Origin of the sequence: Epilithonimonas sp., assembly GCF_032054305.1 — a bacterium.
Classification (GTDB): Bacteria; Bacteroidota; Bacteroidia; order Flavobacteriales; family Weeksellaceae; genus Epilithonimonas.
Genome location: NZ_DAMBSX010000001.1, coordinates 74,469 through 92,138 on the forward strand (window position 1 = coordinate 74,469; position 17,670 = coordinate 92,138).

Genomic DNA, 17,670 nt, shown 5'->3' on the forward strand with positions numbered 1-17,670 from the left:
GCTTTTATTAATTTCAATTATCTGTGTCCTTTATGACCCATGTTATGAGGTTTATCGTGACCTATTTTACCGAATTTTTGATGTCTCGAATGATGGTATTCCTTCGAAACCACCTTCCTGTTAACATGACGTGGTTTCGCATCAAAATGATGAACCTTCACAATAGCTCGTCGTGGTTTGTAGTTGTGCTTGTTTACAACCAAATGATTTCCGTGGACACCTCTATATTTCGCATATTGCTTATAGTGGATATGGTGTCTTTTAAAAGGATATCTGTCAACCAGTACAACCTTGCGGGTTTGGTACAAATTGATATTACGATATCCAACAGGTAATACAGTTGAATACAACCATCTATTTCCAGAGTAATAGTAATATCTGCGATTTGGGACATTATAATAAATATCGTATTCTGGCAAATAATAAGATTCTACGTAATTATAACCTCTAGGACCCCAATCTGGCTGACTGTTGATGTTAATATTCACATTGACCTGAGATTTCACAAAACCAACACTAAAACCTGTAAAGATCAGTATCAGTAACATTAATCTTTTCATATTCAAATATTTTTAAATAGTATTTATTTACAAACACAATACCATAGATATTAAGCAATTATAAATCAATTATCATAGCAACTATATATTTTAAAAAATCGTTTTGAAATCGCTTTAAAAACAAATAAATTTACCGAACAGTTCTGAGTATTCAGAAAGTTTGAAAATGGAGAAATCGAAAAAAGTTCTAATTGTTACCTATTATTGGCCGCCAGCTGGTGGGCCTGGTGTTCAGCGTTGGTTGAAATTTGCAAAATACCTCCCCCAATTTGGCTGGGAACCAATTATTTATACACCGGAAAACCCCAGTTATCCATTGGTGGATGAAACTTTGACAAAAGAAGTTCCCAAGAATTTGAAAATTGTTAAAACTGATATTTGGGAACCTTATCAGATTGCTGAAAAATTCAGTAAGAGCAATAAAAAATTCAAAGGCGGACAGTTTGATGTTGGGAAAAACCAGTCTTTTGTTTCTAAGCTTTCAATTTTTATTAGAGGAAATTTCTTCATTCCAGACGCAAGAAAATTTTGGGTAAAACCATCTATTAGATTTCTGAAAAAATATCTGCAGGAAAATCATATTGAAACAATTGTTACAACTGGTCCACCTCATAGTTTACATTTGATTGGACTTGGGTTAAAAAAAGAATTACCTGACCTGAAATGGATTGCTGATTTCCGTGATCCCTGGACTGAAATTTCTTATTATAAACATTTGAAACTCACTTCAGGTTCTGATAAAAAACATAGACAATTAGAAAAATCGGTTTTTGAAAACGCTGATTTGACTTTAGCAACAAGTTATACGGATGCTGAGAATTTTAGAAAAAATGGAGCTAATGCTTTTTGTATTACAAACGGTTTTGATAAAGAAAACACTTCGACTCCGCTCAGCGTGACAGATAGAAAAATAAAATTCACTTTGAGTTATGTAGGCATTTTGGAACAACTTAGAAATCCTGAAAACCTTTGGAAGGCATTGGAAAATCTATGCAAAACCAATTCTGATTTTGTCAATGATCTTGAATTGAAATTTGTTGGAATGATTGATGATAAAATTCTGAATGAGATCGAGAATTCTGTTCTGAAAAACAACATTAAAAACCTGGGTTATCTATCTCATACTGATTCTGTCGAAGAAATGGAAAATTCGGAAATACTCTTGATCACCAATTTCCCGAATGAAACTTCCAAAGGTATTATTCCTGGAAAATTGTTTGAGTACTTGGCAACAGGCAAACAAATCATTTCGTTTGGACCAAAAGATGCGGACGTTGAAACTATTCTTAACAAAACGAAAGCAGGGAAGCATTTTGATTATTCTGAAAATTTGGAGATTCAGAAGTTTATATTTTCGCTTTATCAGGATTGGAAAGCCGGAAAATCGATTAACAATTCTGCTGATATTAATGAATTTAGCAGAAAAGAATTGACAAAAAAACTCGCAAAACTGCTGGATGAAATTTGAATTGTTTAATGTAAAAAAATTATGTTTTCTTAAAATGAACTTAAAAATCATAGTTTAATTTGTTGTTGGCATAAAATTTTCTAATAATTTTAAGAATTAATTATTAATCATAAAAAAATATATCATGGGAAATAAAACAAATGGTCTATTGGCATTGTTAGGATTAGGAGCTCTTGCTTGGTGGAAATACAAAAAAGCGTCTCCAGAAGATCAGCAAAAAGTAAAAGATACCATCAATACAGCAAAGGATAATCTGACGAAATTTGGAAACGACTTGAAAGATAAAGCTACCCAAACAGTAGATCAGGTAAAAGCAAAAGCTGAAGAGCTAAAAAATGATGCCCAACAAGCGGCAGAATAAATAAAAACGTCTCAATTAATTGAGACGTTTTTTTTATGCTATTTTTTTAATGATAAGCTTTAACTTCTGATGTATCATTCTTGGAAGGCAAATTCATCAGAACAATAGCGAATAATATCAACGCAATTCCCAGCCATTGGATAAGAATCACTTCTTCTCTTAGCAGCATAAACGCCATTGTCACTGAAACTGGAAGTTCCAAAGATGAAATAATACTTCCCAATCCCAAACCTGCCTTCGGAAATCCTATATTAAATAAGATCGGAGGAATAATGGTTCCAAATAATGCCAGAACAAATCCATAAGTCCAAAATATCGAAAAATCGAATGGACGAATATGTTCTGTATTATCTGTAAAGTTGAGATAAAAAGTTTTCAATCCGTCAAAATACATTGGCCCTATCTGTGCAAAAAATAAGAATAAAAGGACTACGACAGTTCCACCAGTAAGCATTGTCATACTTTTTCTAAGAACCGGCAAGTGTGTTGCAAGCGTATTGGATGTAAACATTGTCATCGTAAAAGATGCAGCTGCTAAAACTCCCCAAAAGATTCCGTGCCAGTCGATTTCAACTTCCATATTGATCAAATTGGTTGCTAAAACAGTTCCCGTCAAAACGATTATTACAGCAATGATTTTCCTAGCATTTGGAAATTTTTTCGCAATAAAACTTTCTACAACAACACTAAACCAAACTGATTGCATCAACAAAACAATTGCGATAGAAACATTGATATACTGAACAGCGATATAATAAAACAAACTCGTGAATCCCATAGAAGTTCCTGCCAACATCAGCATTTTGATTTCTTTGGAAGTTGGTTTTGATAATTGTTTTTTCGAGGTTTTTGTTTGGATCAAGTTTAATATCAATAATCCTACAAATCCTAAAACAAATTGAGCAGTTGTAACTTCTGATGTTGTAAAGCCATCATTATAAGACATTTTCACAAATGTAGCCAACATCCCATAAATACTAGCTCCAATCCCAACGAATAAAACGCCTTTTAAAATATTTTTCTTTTCCATAATTTTTTAGAGCCGGCGAATTTACAACTTAAAAAATTATTGAAGAATTCAAGAATAAATAAAGTATTAACCAAAAGAATAACTAAACCAAAAGAAAACCGCCTCGATATTACGAAACGGTTCCCAATATTACTGTTTTATTACTTTACTACTATTTCTACCACCGTCTTTATAATCGATGGTAAGAATGTAATTTCCTTTATCAAGTTCAGAAAGTTTGATTTCTCTTGAAGTTATTTTCATTGTTTTAAGTCTTCTACCAGAAACATCAGAGATTGAAACCGATCTTATCAGCTCCGGATTATCCAGATAAATTACATCTTTAAATGGATTTGGATAGATCTTTGATTCTTTTCTACTAAAATCTACAGTCGCAAGGACAGCATCCTGAGAAATCTTGAAATCATCAATTAATAACCAATAATCTCCAGACACCCATTGACCTGAAACACGGAATTTAAAATCTGCGTTTATTGGAATATCGCCTTGTGGAATAGAACCTGACCAAGTTGTACAAGATTGGACAGCATTCAGATTAATTGTTTGTAAAGCCTGATAGTTTTGTCCTCCATCTACAGAATATTCTATCTTCATAGTTCCATTCACAGAACCTCCGGAATAGATATGTGTTTTGTATTGAAAAGAGATATTTAGCTTTCCTCCATTAGAGGCACTGGAACCGAAAGTTGTAGACCCTGTTGTCCCTCCACTCCAGAATTCTCTATTAATAGTATAAGAACCCACACATGCAGAGATCACACTACTGCGAAAGAATGACATATTGGTGAATCCAGGATATGTAGTATTTTCAAATCCTTCATTAACATTGATTTGAGCCGAGGTAAAAAATGAAGCAATTAAGCTTGCAAATAGTAATTTTTTTTTCATTTTGATAAACTTGTTAAAAATAAAAGCCACCCGAAAATATTCGGGTGGCTAATTTATTAAAAAAGAATCAAGGATTATTTACCTTCTTCCATTTTTCTTTTCAATTCTGCTAATGCATCGATATCACCAAGGGTTGATCTTTCTTCGTTGTTAGAAGAAGATGATACATTATTAGATCTGTTGTTAGAAGCTTCTCTAGCATTCTTTTTCTCCTCATCTCTGAAGATACCTGTGTGAGAAACAACAACTCTCTTGAATTCTTTGTTGAACTCGATAACTTTGAATTCAGCAGTTTCCCCTTTCTTGATCTTAGATCCATCTTCTTTCTCTAATAATCTTGAAGGGCAGAAAGCTTCAACCTCAGCATCTTCGAATTGTACAGAAGCTCCTTTATCGTGAACCTCTACTGCAGTTCCTGTGTGTACAGTTCCTTCAGCATATTTAGTTTCGAATTTATCCCAAGGATTCTCAGTCAATTGTTTGTGACCTAGAGATAATCTTCTTGCTTGAGTATCCAATTCCAATACTACAACATCTAATTTATCTCCAACTGCACAGAACTCAGATGGGTGCTTGATCTTCTTGGTCCAAGAAAGGTCTGAGATATAGATCAATCCATCGATTCCTTCTTCCAATTCTACGAATACTCCGAAGTTTGTGAAGTTTCTTACAGTTCCAACATGTTGAGAACCTACTGGATACTTAGCTTCGATGTTTTCCCATGGATCTTTGTTCAATTGCTTGATACCTAGAGAGATTTTTCTGTCTTCTCTATCAAGAGTAAGAACTTCTGCTTCTACCTCATCACCTACTTTTACGAAATCTCCTGCAGATCTCAAGTGAGTTGACCAAGACATTTCAGAAACGTGGATCAATCCTTCTACACCTGGAGCGATTTCTACGAATGCACCATAGTCAGCAAGAACTACTACTTTTCCTTTTACTTTATCTCCAACTTTCAAGTCAGCAGAAAGAGCATCCCAAGGATGAGCTTCTAATTGCTTCATACCCAATTGGATTCTTGTTTTCTCATCATCGAAATCAAGGATAACCACTTTTACAGTTTGTCCGTCCTCTAGGATCTCAGATGGGTGGTTCACTCTAGACCAAGAAAGGTCTGTGATGTGGATCAATCCATCAACACCTCCAAGATCTACGAATACACCGTAAGAAGTAATATTCTTAACAGTACCTTCAAGAACTTGTCCTTTCTCCAATTGAGCGATGATCTCTTTTTTCTGACCTTCGATATCCGCTTCGATAAGCGCTTTGTGAGATACAACCACGTTTTTGAACTCTGGATTGATCTTCACAACTTTGAACTCCATAGTTTTACCTACGAACTGATCGTAATCTTTGATTGGCTTCACGTCGATCTGAGAACCTGGCAAGAATGCTTCGATTCCGTGTACGTCAACGATCATACCACCCTTAGTTCTAGATTTTACAAAACCGTTTACGATTTCCCCAGTTTCGTGAAGCTCGTTTACTCTATCCCAAGCTTTAAGCGTTCTCGCTTTTCTGTGAGATAATTGTAATTGTCCGGTTTTGTCTTCTCTTCTGTCAACCATTACTTCAACTTCATCGCCTACTTTAAGACCTTGGTTGTAACGGAATTCGTTAAGAGAAATAACACCTTCAGATTTGAAGTTGATATCTACGATAGCTTCTTTATCCGTCAATCTTACAACTTTACCAACAATGACGTCGTTATCTGTAAGATCGTTAAGAGAACCATTATAGATTTCTTCCAATTCTTTCTTCTCGCTTCTATCTTCTGCGTTAAGACCTGATTCGAAAGAATCCCAATCAAATTGTTCTGGTGCTACGTTTTGGTTCAAAAGAACCTCTGCTGAATTTGTCTCTTTTGACATTTTCCAATAAAATTTGTATTCCTATTTACTCAGACTTTGGCTTTGCTGTGAATCCTGAAAAATACGGAAGATGTTAATTCTTAATGTTTTACTTCGCCCAAAGTGCGTTCACAAAAGTGGTGCAAAAGTAAGCAAATTATTTGAAATGAACAATAATTTTTATTAAAATCAACACCAGAATAACTTCCTGAAAATCAACCCAAAATCACACTATTACTTAGGAGCTTGATCCCGCTGTCCACTATATCTTTTTTGTCTCAGGCGTTCTGCTATCCAAACAAAATTTCATCAAAGACAAAAAAGGATGCCGTTTCCATCGGGGCTATGGGATTGGTTTTCAAATCTAAGTTTTCCAATAATTCCCACGTTGTCAAATCGAAGATTCGGCATAGCCAAAGTTTAAAACAACATTCGAAACCACCCTTTTCACAAACATTCCGCTCCTACGGAGCTAGAAGCAGGTGAACAAAAATTCAAGCTACAAACATTTCGCTCCTACGGAGCTCTAGGAATTGAAAGAAGTTGAATCTCAAATTTAAGCCCTTGAACCTCGAACCAAAAAGAATTATCTTTGCAAAATGGAATTACAACCAATCTTCGAAAAACTGCAGATTCAGGATATGAATCAGATGCAGAAATCTACATACACAGCTTCTGAAAACGAAACCGACGTTGTTTTGCTTTCGCCAACAGGTTCTGGGAAAACATTGGCGTTCTTATTTCCCGTTCTTAGAAATTTGAAATCCGAAGTCAAAGGAATTCAAACCTTGATTCTTGTTCCTGCAAGAGAATTGGCTTTGCAAATCGAACAGGTTTTCAAATCAATGGGAACAGAATTCAAAGTTTCTATTGCTTACGGTGGGCACGATAAAAAGATAGAAATCAATAATCTGATAGAAGCTCCGGCAGTTTTGATCGGAACACCTGGAAGAATTGCTTATCATCTTAAAAATGAAAATTTCAGTCCGGAAACCATTAAGACTTTGGTTTTAGATGAGTTTGACAAAGCTCTGGAACTTGGTTTTCAGGAAGATATGGAATATATTATTGGTTCGCTTTACGGACTTTCGCAACGTATTTTGACTTCTGCAACGGTGATGGACAACATTCCGAAGTTTGTAGAACTTAATAACGAAAAGAAAATCAATTTCCTCAAAGAAAACGAGTCAAAACCGGACATTCAGCTGAAAAAGGTAATGACAACTCCAGAGGAAAAACTGAACACACTTTTCCAGCTCATCTGTAAAATAGGAAACAAACGAACTTTGATTTTTTGCAATCACAGAGATGCTGTGGATAGAATTTCTGAACTTCTGAGAGAAAAAGGAATTCAACGCGAAACTTTCCACGGCGGAATGGAACAGGATGAAAGAGAACGCGCACTTCTGAAATTCAGAAATGATTCTGCGAGAATTTTGATTACTACAGATTTGGCTTCGCGAGGCTTGGATATTCCTGAGGTTGAATCGATTGTGCACTATCAATTGCCTCCGAAAGAAGACGCTTTCATTCACAGAAACGGACGAACGGCGAGAATGAACGCGAAAGGTTTTGCTTATCTTATAATGACCGAAGACGAAAATTTCCCTTTCATCAAAAACAATACGCCGGAGGAAAACGTTTCAGAAAGCAACCGCGTTCCGGAAAGAACACCGAACCAGACGATTTACATCAGCGCCGGAAAAAAAGACAAGGTCAACAAAGTAGATATTGTCGGTTACTTAATTAAAAAAGGTGGTCTAGGGAAAGACGATATTGGATTAATTGAAGTGAAAGACACAACTTCTTACGTCGCCGTCAACCGAAAAAAAACCATCGAATTACTCAAACAATTAGCCAACGAAAAGTTGAAAGGCAAAAAGATAAAAATAGAAATCGCTTATTAGTAAGCGATTTTTTTTATTTGATTCCGGAAACATTCATCGGCAAAACATACACCGAATGCGACGCTGTGATAAACAAAGTCGAATTATTTTTCCCACCAAAAGTCACGTTGGAAGTCCAGTCTTCATCAATCGGAATATTGGTTAATTTTTCGCCTTTATCGTTGAAAATCGTTACGCCTTTTCCTGTGAGATATAGATTACCTTGGCTGTCCAGAGTCATTCCGTCCGAACCCGTTTCGCAAAACAATTTCTTTTCAGATAATTTTCCTTCGCCCAAAATTTGGTAAACATAAGTTTTTCCCGCATCGATATCGGAAACATAAAGCTTCTTCAATTTTTCGGAACCGATAATTCCGTTTGGTTGAACAAAGGTTTCCAGCTTTGTAATTGTGCTTTTCTGATTTCGATAATACAGATTTTTCTCAGGAATCTCTTGTCTGAAATTTTTCCAGTAATCTCTCTTATAAAGAGGGTCTGTGAAATACATTCCACCAAATTTATCAATCCAAATATCATTAGGACCATTCAATCTTTTACCTTCGAAACCTTTGGATAAAACTTCTATATTTTTGTCTTTTGAGATTTTCCAGATTTCGCCGTTATCATCGGAGCAGGTAATCAGATTATCATTTTTATCGAAATAAGTTCCGTTGGCTCGTCCGGTTTTGTCCAGAAATAATTCGATTTTATTTGTTTTCCAGTTCCAGAAATAGATTTTGTCATTCGGCTGGTCTGTGAAATAGACATTTCCTTCTTTATCAGAAGCTGGACCTTCCGTAAAAGAAAATTGACTGGAAAGTAATGTTGGTGGTACTTCAAACAAGATCCCATTTTTTTTCTGAACTTTACAATTCATCAGAATCAGCAAAAATGCCAGATAACCAAACTTCCAAAAACTTTTCATAAGTATATATATTGTTTTTTATTTGCCTTATGCAATCGCTGTATCTTTATTGGTATTTCTGTTTCTCAATAATGGCGATTTCATAAGTAGATATTTCTAAAGTCGCAATTTACAATTTGTATAAACGAATTAAAAATAATTATCTTTGAGAATTCGATTTTTATCAATGAAACTCAATCTTCCGGACAAACTTTATTATTCCATTGGCGAAGTTGCTAAGGCTTTTGATGTCAACACTTCCCTGATTCGCTATTGGGAACAGGAATTTCCTATCATCAAACCTAAGAAAAACAAGAAAGGGAACCGCTATTTTACGCCTTCTGATATTGAAAATTTGAAGATTATTTATCATTTGGTCAAGGAAAAAGGTTACACATTGGACGGTGCGAGAGTTGCACTGACAACCAACACAAAAATTTCTGAAACCATCACGATAATCGACAGATTAGAATTCATCAAAGCTGAACTTTTGAAGCTTAAAAATTCTTTGAACGATTAATTAAAATTATTTTTACCAAAATTTGATTTTCGATTTATTTTTTATTTAACTTTGGTTAAAACACAAAAGATGAATCCAAAATTACCTTTCCAAATCCGGAAAAGGCAACTTCTCAGTCTTGCTATTTTCGGAATTCTCATTATTTTTTCGCAGATATCTTTTTCGTTTTACAAGAAAAATCAACATTATGAAAAACCTCAAATCACTTTCATTATACCGAAAGTTGAAGAGATCATTTTGACTGAATTTAATCCAAATGAACTTGATGAAAAACAATGGAAAAATCTTGGTTTCAGTGAAAAACAAATCAAAACGATTCTGAAATACAAAGAAATTGTTGGCGGAAATTTCAAATCCAAGGAGCAATTCAAAAAATGTTATGCGCTGACACCAGAGAAATATGAACAGCTGAAAAATTATATCCTGCTTCCTGAAAACAATTCCAATGTTAAAAGAAATTACTCTTCTTACAAACCTTACGAAAAGAAAAAACCAAATATCAAAGGGAGATTTAATCCGGATTTATATTCTCAAAAAGATTGGGAAAATCTTGGTTTTTCTGAGAAACAATCGGCTGCAATTCTGAAATATAAAAATTATCTCGGCGGAAGTTTCATAAGCAAAGAAAAGCTGAAAGAATGCTTTATGATTAATGATGAGCAGTTTGCACAGATGTCGCCCTATCTGATTTTACAAGATAAGACCCCAGAAAACTTAGCTCAAAAATTTGAGAAAAAGAAAGAAAAAGAAGTCGTGAAAATCAATCATTATTTTGATCCGAATGAGCTGAATCAGGAACAATGGCAACAGTTGGGATTCTCTGAAAAACAAGCTATTTCCATTTTGAAATATCGGGACAAGATCCTGAAAGGTTCTTTCAAATCGTTGGAAGATCTTCAAAAATGTTTTATGATTTCGGCAGAAAAATTTGAGGAAATGAAGCCATGGATTCGATTATCAATTCCGGAAAAGATCAAACAAACTGGGGAAAAACCAATCATTACAGAGAAAACCGATCTTTCCAAAATCAACCTTAATGAAATTACTTTCAAACAATTAAAAGAATTTGGATTTACTGAAAAAGATGCCGCAGGAATTTTAGCTTTCAGAAAAAAACTCGGTGGCTTTATCAATAAAGATCAGTTGCTGAAAACTTATGAAATTGATAGAGTTTTAGGTGAAAGGCTAATTTATATTACCAAACTGGACAATTCCAATGTTGCAAAGTACAACCTAAAAGATGCTCCTGAAGACTGGCTGAAAATACATCCGTATTTCCGATATTCCGCAGATAGAATCATTTATTACAGGAATACATATCCTGACGACAAAAAGATCTGGAAATGGTTGAAATTAAAACCTGAATATGAGGAAAAAATGAGACTTTATATAAAATAAGATTAATTAATCGTTTTCTTGGACTCCGAAAGAAGACCGTTCAACTGCTTCAATTCAGTCTCGGTCAGATTACGCCATTTCCCAACAGGAAGATCCAGTTTGATATTCATTATACGGATCCTCTTGAGCTTTTTCACTTCATAACCAAGATATTCACACATTCTGCGAATCTGGCGATTAAGGCCTTGTGTGAGTACAATGCGAAAATTCATTGTATCGATCTTTTCGACTTCACATTTCTTTGTGGTCGTGTCGAGAATAGGAACACCGTTTCTCATTTTTTCGAGAAACTTTTCAGTGATCGGTTTATCGACCCTTACATAATATTCTTTTTCGTGATTATTTCTCGCCCTTAGGATCTTGTTGACAATATCGCCATCGGAGGTCAGAAGAATCAATCCTTCACTCGGTTTATCGAGTCTTCCTATTGGAAAAATACGTTTTGGGTAGTTGATATAATCCACGATATTATTTTTTTCCCGTTTCGTATCTGTTGTACAGACGATTCCCACGGGCTTGTTGAAAGCGATGTAAACAAACTCTTCTTCTACTTTCTTTATTGATTTTCCATCTACAAGAATCTCGTCCTCATCAGAAACTTTAGTTCCCAATTCCGGAGTTTTTCCATTGATGGTAATTCTACCCTCTTCCAAAAGCTTATCTGCTGCTCTTCTGGAACAGAAGCCTACTTCCGAAAGATACTTGTTAATCCTTATTTTTTCCATTAATCCTTTCCGTAAATGGTGTAATTTTTATTGCTGAATATAGTTGCACTTATATAGAATCCAACAAAGGTAGCATTAGAAAAAGTAAAATCATTAGCCTGGAGAAACAATCCAAATTCCTGATTAAGTCTTTTCGAGAATGAGTCCTGAAAGCCGATTTTCAAGCCATAATATTTAGAGTTGTCTACATTAGCTTTGTTGATCTGAGCCCCATATTCAAGCTCGATAATCCCTTTCCATTCATTGTCTTTTCCCACGAAGAATTTTGGCTGGACGGTCCAATTCAAAAGATGTAGACTATCAGCAATGTAATTATATTTGATTCCTGTCCCTAAAGCGAAAAATGACAAAAACTGATAACCTACGACAACTCCAACTCCATAAGTAAAATCGTTGGGAAGATTTGGTCTTACATATTGCTGATAATATGGAGAATCTTGATTTTGGTTATCTTTAATTGAGTTTCCCAGATTGTATCCGACCTGGATATTTGGACTTACATAAAATCCCATCGTCTTACTTTCCGATTCTGATTGTGCAAAGCTCCATACGGACAGTATAAAAGTGCAAAAAAATAATATTCTTCTCATTATGTTTTATTCTGAAAAACGAAAGTCATTTTCAAGGTAATCGGACGTTGCATCATTCAGAGAATAATCTCCGATTTTAGTTCTTCTAAGTTGTGTCAGATATGCACCGACTTCCAATTCCTGTCCAATATCGTGAGCCAGACTTCTGATATAAGTTCCTTTGCTACAACCAACTGTAAATGAAACAAATGGTAAATCTATTTTAATATCATTGATGTAATGAATAGTAGTCTTTCTTAATTTCATTTCAACTTCTTCGCCTTTTCTAGCTAAATCGTAAGCTCTGTTCCCATCGATTTTGATGGCTGAAAAAACTGGTGGTTTCTGATCGATTTCTCCTATGAATTTTTCTAAAGCCTTAAGAATCTGTTCTTCGGTAATATGGTAAAAATCAGTTTGTAGAATCTCCGGCTTCTCGGTATCATAAGACTCGGTTTGGACACCAATTTTAATTTCCGTCCAATATTCTTTCGGCGCATCCTGAATCTCCGGAATCTTCTTTGTGAATTTTCCCGTGCAAACAATCAATAATCCTGTCGCTCGCGGATCCAAAGTTCCGGCATGACCGATCTTGAATTTTTTAGGCAATTCTTTGAACTCTCTCTTGAGTTTATACTTGAGCTTATTGACAGCCTGGAAACTGGTCCAATCCAAAGGTTTGTCCAATAGAAATATTTTTCCGGATTGTAATTCTTCTGCTGTCATTTATTTGAAGAAATAAAAATAGATCAACAAAGCAATTCCGACAAAAATACGATACCAACCCCAAGGTTTGAAACCGTATTTATTTAATAATGCTATAAATGATTTAATGGCAATCCAAGCTACCACAAATGCAACAATATTTCCAATAACAAAAATCAAAATATGGTCTTGTGAAGCTAAGATCATCTCATAACCTTTCTGTGGATTTCCGGTTTCTTTTCCCCAGGTTTTCACAAAAACCGAATATACCGTAACCGCCAACATCGTAGGAACTGCAAGGAAAAATGAAAATTCGGCAGCAGCTTTTCTGGATAATCCCTGAGACATTCCTCCAATGATAGAAGCAGCACTTCTACTAGTTCCGGGCATCATTGCAAGACATTGCCAAAAGCCAATGGTTATTGCTTTTTTAATAGTAATTTCTTTCTCATCATGAACAATCGGATTTTTAAACCAATTGTCTGCGAATAACAGAATAACACCACCTAAAACCAAAACAGATGAAATTGCGATTTGATTTCCAAGAACCGATTCTATCAGATCATCTAGAAAAAAACCAATACCCAAAGCCGGCAAAACCGCAAAAGCCAATTTGTAATAAAACTGAAGATTACTGAAATCGAAGAACTTTCGCCAATAAGCAACAACTACAGAAAGTATAGCACCAAACTGGATTGAGACCTGAAACATCTTGAGAAATTCAGTTTCTTCTAATCCCATCAAGCTTGCCGCAAATCCCATATGAGCCGTTGAAGAAATCGGGAGATATTCTGTAAGCCCTTCTATAATTGCAATAATTATCGCTTTGATCAAATCCATAGTTTGTATATTTTTATTAATAAAAAACTTTGCCCTGAGTTATCAAGACAAAGTTGTTATTTTATTTAAAATTAAAATTAATCTTTGTTTCTTTTCAGAATTGCAACCACTTGAACTACAAAACCTGCAATTACCAAAATTGGAGCAAGCCTGATTCTTCTGAACGAGAAAATATCCTCATTCCAATAATTCGGGTCAAATTTCCCTTCCGGAGTAGTGTTTGCATCTGCTCCCATCATCAGCAGGAAACCTAACAGAATCAATCCTAATCCAATTAACATCAATTTGAAATTCTTATTTCCAAAATAGAATGTTTTATTCTCAACAGTTTCAGTTGTTCCAAACTGCTCTGCAGAATATTTATTTTTTGCTTTTTTTGCCATTTTTAAGAGTAATATAAATCATCTACGTTGCTACGTAAGAATCTCCAGGTTGCAAAGATAGTACTTGCAATGGTAATAAAAATACCCACGAAAAGAATTATCAAAACAAGATAAATATATTGGGTCGTATCCTGCACAAATGGAGTTCCGATCTGATTGGTAAAGTAATACCAGATTCCTCCTAATGCCAAAATCCCAATAAATGCACCAATCAATCCAAGAACCAAAGCTTCTCTTATAAAAGGCATCAATATAAATCTCCTTTTTGCACCTACCAACTGCATGGTTTTGATAATGAATCTTTTAGAGAAAATCTTCAGTCTGATAGAATTATTGATCAATACAATCGCCACGATCAGGAATAAAATCGAGAATGCTAATATCCAAGTCAAAATCCTGTTCAGGTTATTATAAACATCAATTGTAAGTTTATTATCATTCGCCACATCTTTTACACCTTCAATAGATTTCAGTTGGGCAACAACTCCATCTATTTTGGCAGGGTCCACAAACTCGGGCTTAAGCGTAACCTCGACAGAAGCTGGAAAAATATCTTCCTCGAAAAGTGCATCGGAATCGATTCCCAGTTGTCTTTTTGCAATTACAGAAGCCTCCTGTTTAGAGATATATTTTGCTTGTTTCACATAATTCTGCTGCTTGATCTTTGTAAAAGTTTCTTCCTGGAACTTGAGTGTTTTCGCAGAATCTCTTGGATCAAGATACTCATCAAAGTAAGCTTCAACCACAAGTTGCTCTTTGATATAATCCGAATATTTTTGAGCATTGATCAATATCAATCCAAATAATCCCACAAGGAATAAAACCAGTGAAATACTGATGACCACAGTAATATTACTGGATCTGAGTCTGCTTTTATTAAAATCGTCTACGGTCTTTGGCATCAAAAAAATTTTTGCTAAAATAGAAATTTTCGTTTAATAATCGGCTTTGGTCTCTGTTAATAAAATCATAAAACAAGCCAAAAGAGTCCAATCTACTGAGTATTCTTAAAATATCAGAATCGGCATTTTTCTTGTTTAGGAGAAACATATCAAATCAAGAATTATGAAACTCTTACGTCAAACTTCGGGAAAGAATTTTTTCTACATTAACCAGAACAATGAAAAATTGAAAGACAAAGAAAAAATAGAATATATAAAATCCCTTGTGATTCCACCAGCCTGGACAGATGTAGAAATCACAACCAATAAAAGAGCGAAGATATTAGCGGTCGGTCGTGACCAGAAAGGCAGAAAACAATATATCTACAACCCAAAATTCCGAGCTAAAAAAGATGCCGACAAATTTGACAGGATTCTACATTTTGCTGAAAATCTGGAACATATGAGACGGGTTACGGGGCAACATCTGAGAAAGAAAAAGATGACTAGGGAAAAGGTTTTGGCGGTAATGGTAAGGTTGTTAGATTCCGCTTATTTCAGACCAGGAAGTCCGAAATACACGCAACAAAATAAAAGTTACGGCTTAACAACCATTCGAAAAAAACATCTGAATATCGAAGGTGATGAAATGGTATTTTCTTATAAAGGAAAATCAGGAAAGTTCCAGGAAAAGCATATTATTAATTCGAAATTAGCAAAAACCATTTCTGAATTGGAAGATTTGCCTGGTTACAGGCTTTTCAAATACTATGATAAAGACAATAATCTTATAACGGTAGAAAGTCAAGACCTCAATCAATATATTAAGGAAATAATGGGGGAAGAATTCTCGGCGAAAGATTTCCGAACATGGGCAGGAACTATGATTGCTGCTGGAATTTTGGACGAATTAGGAATTTGCGAGAAGCAACAACAAAAAGAACTAAAGAAAAGAATTAGAAATGCAATTGTAGGTGTTTCGGAAAAATTAGGAAATACACCATCAGTTGCGAGAGATTCTTACATTGACCCAAGAATTTTCGAGCATTACAAAAATGGACACACAGTTCATTATTTTCAAAAAGAAATCAAAAAACTCCTGAAAAAGAATGAAAATCTTTCAGAAACAGAAGTTGGAGTTTTGTATATGTTGAAATCGAAAATGAAATAAACATCGAGAATCTCGGTCTGACAAAATATTACCTTGACAAATATTTGAAAATTTGTCCGATTTCATCGATAAGATCCGTTGGCAACATTGATTCTTTCGAAAATTTTTCAGCAGCAAAATCGCCTGCTTTTCCGTGAAGCCAAACACCGAAAACGCAAGCTTTTTCAATGTCATCTTTTTGAGAGATCAATGATGTTAAAATCCCTGTCAAAACATCACCGCTTCCACCTTTTGCCATTCCGGAATTGCCTGTGATGTTGTAAAACACTTTTCTATTCGGCATAACGACTGCCGTATGATGATCTTTTAGAATAATGAAAATCTGTAACTCTTCTGCTTTTTGTTTTGCTAATTCTAATCTTTCAAAAGAATTTTCGGTTTTTCCAAAAAGCCTTTCAAACTCCAAAGGATGCGGTGTAATGACCGAGTTTTTTGGAATTAGATTTAATTCCCGATTTTCAGCTAAAATATTAAGAGCGTCCGCATCCAAAACAACAGGATTGGTATGATTTTCAAGAAATTCCAATAAAGCTTTTTGCGTCTCTTTTTCTTTTCCCAAACCTGGTCCAATCCCATAAACCGCTTTTTCCTGAATTTCGATATTATTGATATGATTTTCGCCAGAATTGATGAACATAGCCTCGGGAACCTGAGATTGTAAAATGACATTCCCAATTTCCGGTGCAATTATAAATGTCAATCCGCTTCCCGTCCTCAAAGCGGATAAAGTAGACATTAGAATCGCTCCAATTTTACCGTAACTTCCGCCAACCAAAATACTTTTACCATAAGTTCCTTTATGACTGAATTCTTCCCGAGGTTTATAAATTTCTTTGATTAATTTTTCATCAATTACAAAATAGTCCGTTTCGACTTCATCAATAAAATCCTTATCCAAATCAATATTTAAAACTATAATTTTTCCACAGAATTTTCCAGTTTCGGAATGAAGAAAACTTCTTTTGTAAAACTGAAAAGTCAATGTAAAATCTGCTTTGAAAACCATAGAATTTACATCAATTATTTTGTCTGCAAAAAGTCCGGTTGGAATATCGATAGAGATTTTCGGAGCTTGAATTTGATTTAATTTTTCAATTAAGTTTTTAAAATCATCAGATAGATCTCGATTCAATCCATAACCGAATAGCGCATCAATTATTACTGATCCTCTATTATCCTCAAATTCAGAAAAATATTTGATACCGATTCCATTGATCTGCTTTGCTCTATCAAAATTGATTTTGGAATCATCAGAAAACTTAGAATTGTTTTCATCAATAAAAATTTCCACATCAAATCCTTTCTCATAAAGCATTCTTGCTATTGCAAATCCATCACCTCCATTATTCCCGTTTCCGCAGAAAATAGAGAACTCTTTATTTGTTTTAAAATTGGTTTCTATCCAATCTGTACAAGCTTTTGCTGCTCTCTCCATGAGATCAATGGAAGAAGTTCCTTTTTCAATGGTTACAAAATCACATTGTTTGATTTGGGCTGATGAGAGAATTTTCATTTGGATGGATTACAT

General features: G+C 34.8%; 18 protein-coding genes. 6 read left to right on the forward strand and 12 right to left on the reverse strand.

The features are described 5' to 3' along the window. Positions 1-17: 17 nt before the first annotated feature. Entirely contained in the window at positions 18-560 is a 543-nt protein-coding gene (locus tag RTX21_RS00365; RefSeq protein WP_312764558.1) for a hypothetical protein, read from the reverse strand. Positions 561-726: 166 nt separating this feature from the next. Between RTX21_RS00365 and RTX21_RS00370 the strand changes: the two genes are divergently transcribed. Both RTX21_RS00370 and RTX21_RS00375 read left to right on the forward strand, forming a co-directional pair. Further along, positions 727-2,028 carry a glycosyl transferase family 1 gene (locus RTX21_RS00370; protein ID WP_312764560.1) on the forward strand — a complete coding sequence of 434 codons (1,302 nt, stop codon included), beginning with the start codon at positions 727-729 and terminating at the stop codon, positions 2,026-2,028. 124 nt (positions 2,029-2,152) lie between these two features. After that, the gene (locus RTX21_RS00375) at positions 2,153-2,389 is read left to right on the forward strand and encodes a YtxH domain-containing protein (protein ID WP_312764562.1); all 237 of its coding nucleotides are present in this window, start codon (positions 2,153-2,155) and stop codon (positions 2,387-2,389) included. Between the two features lie 46 nt (positions 2,390-2,435). Here RTX21_RS00375 and RTX21_RS00380 read toward each other — a convergent pair whose 3' ends face one another. The 3 genes from RTX21_RS00380 to rpsA form a co-directional block, all read right to left on the reverse strand. Beyond that, positions 2,436-3,419, reverse strand: a complete 984-nt coding sequence (locus RTX21_RS00380) for a DMT family transporter (RefSeq protein ID WP_312764564.1) — start codon at positions 3,417-3,419, stop codon at positions 2,436-2,438. Between the two features lie 129 nt (positions 3,420-3,548). Continuing rightward, positions 3,549-4,307: a T9SS type A sorting domain-containing protein gene (locus RTX21_RS00385; protein WP_312764565.1), complete on the reverse strand. Its 759-nt coding sequence runs from the start codon at positions 4,305-4,307 to the stop codon at positions 3,549-3,551. Between the two features lie 74 nt (positions 4,308-4,381). Further along, positions 4,382-6,181, reverse strand: a complete 1,800-nt coding sequence (gene rpsA, locus RTX21_RS00390) for a 30S ribosomal protein S1 (protein WP_312764566.1) — start codon at positions 6,179-6,181, stop codon at positions 4,382-4,384. A gap of 578 nt (positions 6,182-6,759) precedes the next feature. Between rpsA and RTX21_RS00395 the strand changes: the two genes are divergently transcribed. Beyond that, entirely contained in the window at positions 6,760-8,067 is a 1,308-nt protein-coding gene (locus RTX21_RS00395) for a DEAD/DEAH box helicase (protein ID WP_312764567.1), read from the forward strand. A 13-nt stretch (positions 8,068-8,080) separates the two neighbouring features. Here RTX21_RS00395 and RTX21_RS00400 read toward each other — a convergent pair whose 3' ends face one another. Further along, positions 8,081-8,971 (reverse strand): SMP-30/gluconolactonase/LRE family protein, encoded by an 891-nt coding sequence (locus RTX21_RS00400; RefSeq protein ID WP_312764568.1) that lies wholly within the window; start codon positions 8,969-8,971, stop codon positions 8,081-8,083. Positions 8,972-9,137: 166 nt separating this feature from the next. On the opposite strand from RTX21_RS00400, the gene RTX21_RS00405 reads away from it, so the two are divergent. Both RTX21_RS00405 and RTX21_RS00410 read left to right on the forward strand, forming a co-directional pair. Beyond that, positions 9,138-9,470, forward strand: a complete 333-nt coding sequence (locus tag RTX21_RS00405; protein WP_034965019.1) for a MerR family transcriptional regulator — start codon at positions 9,138-9,140, stop codon at positions 9,468-9,470. 69 nt (positions 9,471-9,539) lie between these two features. Further along, positions 9,540-10,868 carry a helix-hairpin-helix domain-containing protein gene (locus tag RTX21_RS00410; protein ID WP_312764570.1) on the forward strand — a complete coding sequence of 443 codons (1,329 nt, stop codon included), beginning with the start codon at positions 9,540-9,542 and terminating at the stop codon, positions 10,866-10,868. Between the two features lie 2 nt (positions 10,869-10,870). On the opposite strand, the gene rluF is transcribed toward RTX21_RS00410, so the two are convergent. The 6 genes from rluF to RTX21_RS00440 form a co-directional block, all read right to left on the reverse strand. Continuing rightward, complete coding sequence (gene rluF, locus RTX21_RS00415) at positions 10,871-11,593, reverse strand: 23S rRNA pseudouridine(2604) synthase RluF (protein ID WP_312764572.1); 723 nt, start codon at positions 11,591-11,593, stop codon at positions 10,871-10,873. Beyond that, entirely contained in the window at positions 11,593-12,183 is a 591-nt protein-coding gene (locus RTX21_RS00420; RefSeq protein WP_312764575.1) for a hypothetical protein, read from the reverse strand. The genes rluF and RTX21_RS00420 overlap by 1 nt, the downstream gene beginning before the upstream one ends. A gap of 6 nt (positions 12,184-12,189) precedes the next feature. Next, positions 12,190-12,888 (reverse strand): tRNA pseudouridine(55) synthase TruB, encoded by a 699-nt coding sequence (truB, locus tag RTX21_RS00425; protein ID WP_312764576.1) that lies wholly within the window; start codon positions 12,886-12,888, stop codon positions 12,190-12,192. Next, positions 12,889-13,707: an undecaprenyl-diphosphate phosphatase gene (locus RTX21_RS00430; RefSeq protein ID WP_312764577.1), complete on the reverse strand. Its 819-nt coding sequence runs from the start codon at positions 13,705-13,707 to the stop codon at positions 12,889-12,891. It abuts the gene before it with no gap. A gap of 77 nt (positions 13,708-13,784) precedes the next feature. Continuing rightward, entirely contained in the window at positions 13,785-14,090 is a 306-nt protein-coding gene (locus RTX21_RS00435) for a DUF3098 domain-containing protein (protein ID WP_312764578.1), read from the reverse strand. Between the two features lie 2 nt (positions 14,091-14,092). Continuing rightward, positions 14,093-14,992: an ABC transporter permease gene (locus RTX21_RS00440; RefSeq protein ID WP_312764580.1), complete on the reverse strand. Its 900-nt coding sequence runs from the start codon at positions 14,990-14,992 to the stop codon at positions 14,093-14,095. A 163-nt stretch (positions 14,993-15,155) separates the two neighbouring features. Here RTX21_RS00440 and RTX21_RS00445 point away from each other — a divergent pair, with 163 nt between their 5' ends. Continuing rightward, the gene (locus RTX21_RS00445) at positions 15,156-16,142 is read left to right on the forward strand and encodes a DNA topoisomerase IB (RefSeq protein WP_312764582.1); all 987 of its coding nucleotides are present in this window, start codon (positions 15,156-15,158) and stop codon (positions 16,140-16,142) included. Between the two features lie 28 nt (positions 16,143-16,170). Here the strand turns inward: RTX21_RS00445 and RTX21_RS00450 are convergent, their stop codons facing one another. Next, positions 16,171-17,655: an NAD(P)H-hydrate dehydratase gene (locus RTX21_RS00450; protein WP_312764584.1), complete on the reverse strand. Its 1,485-nt coding sequence runs from the start codon at positions 17,653-17,655 to the stop codon at positions 16,171-16,173. Positions 17,656-17,670: the final 15 nt, after the last annotated feature.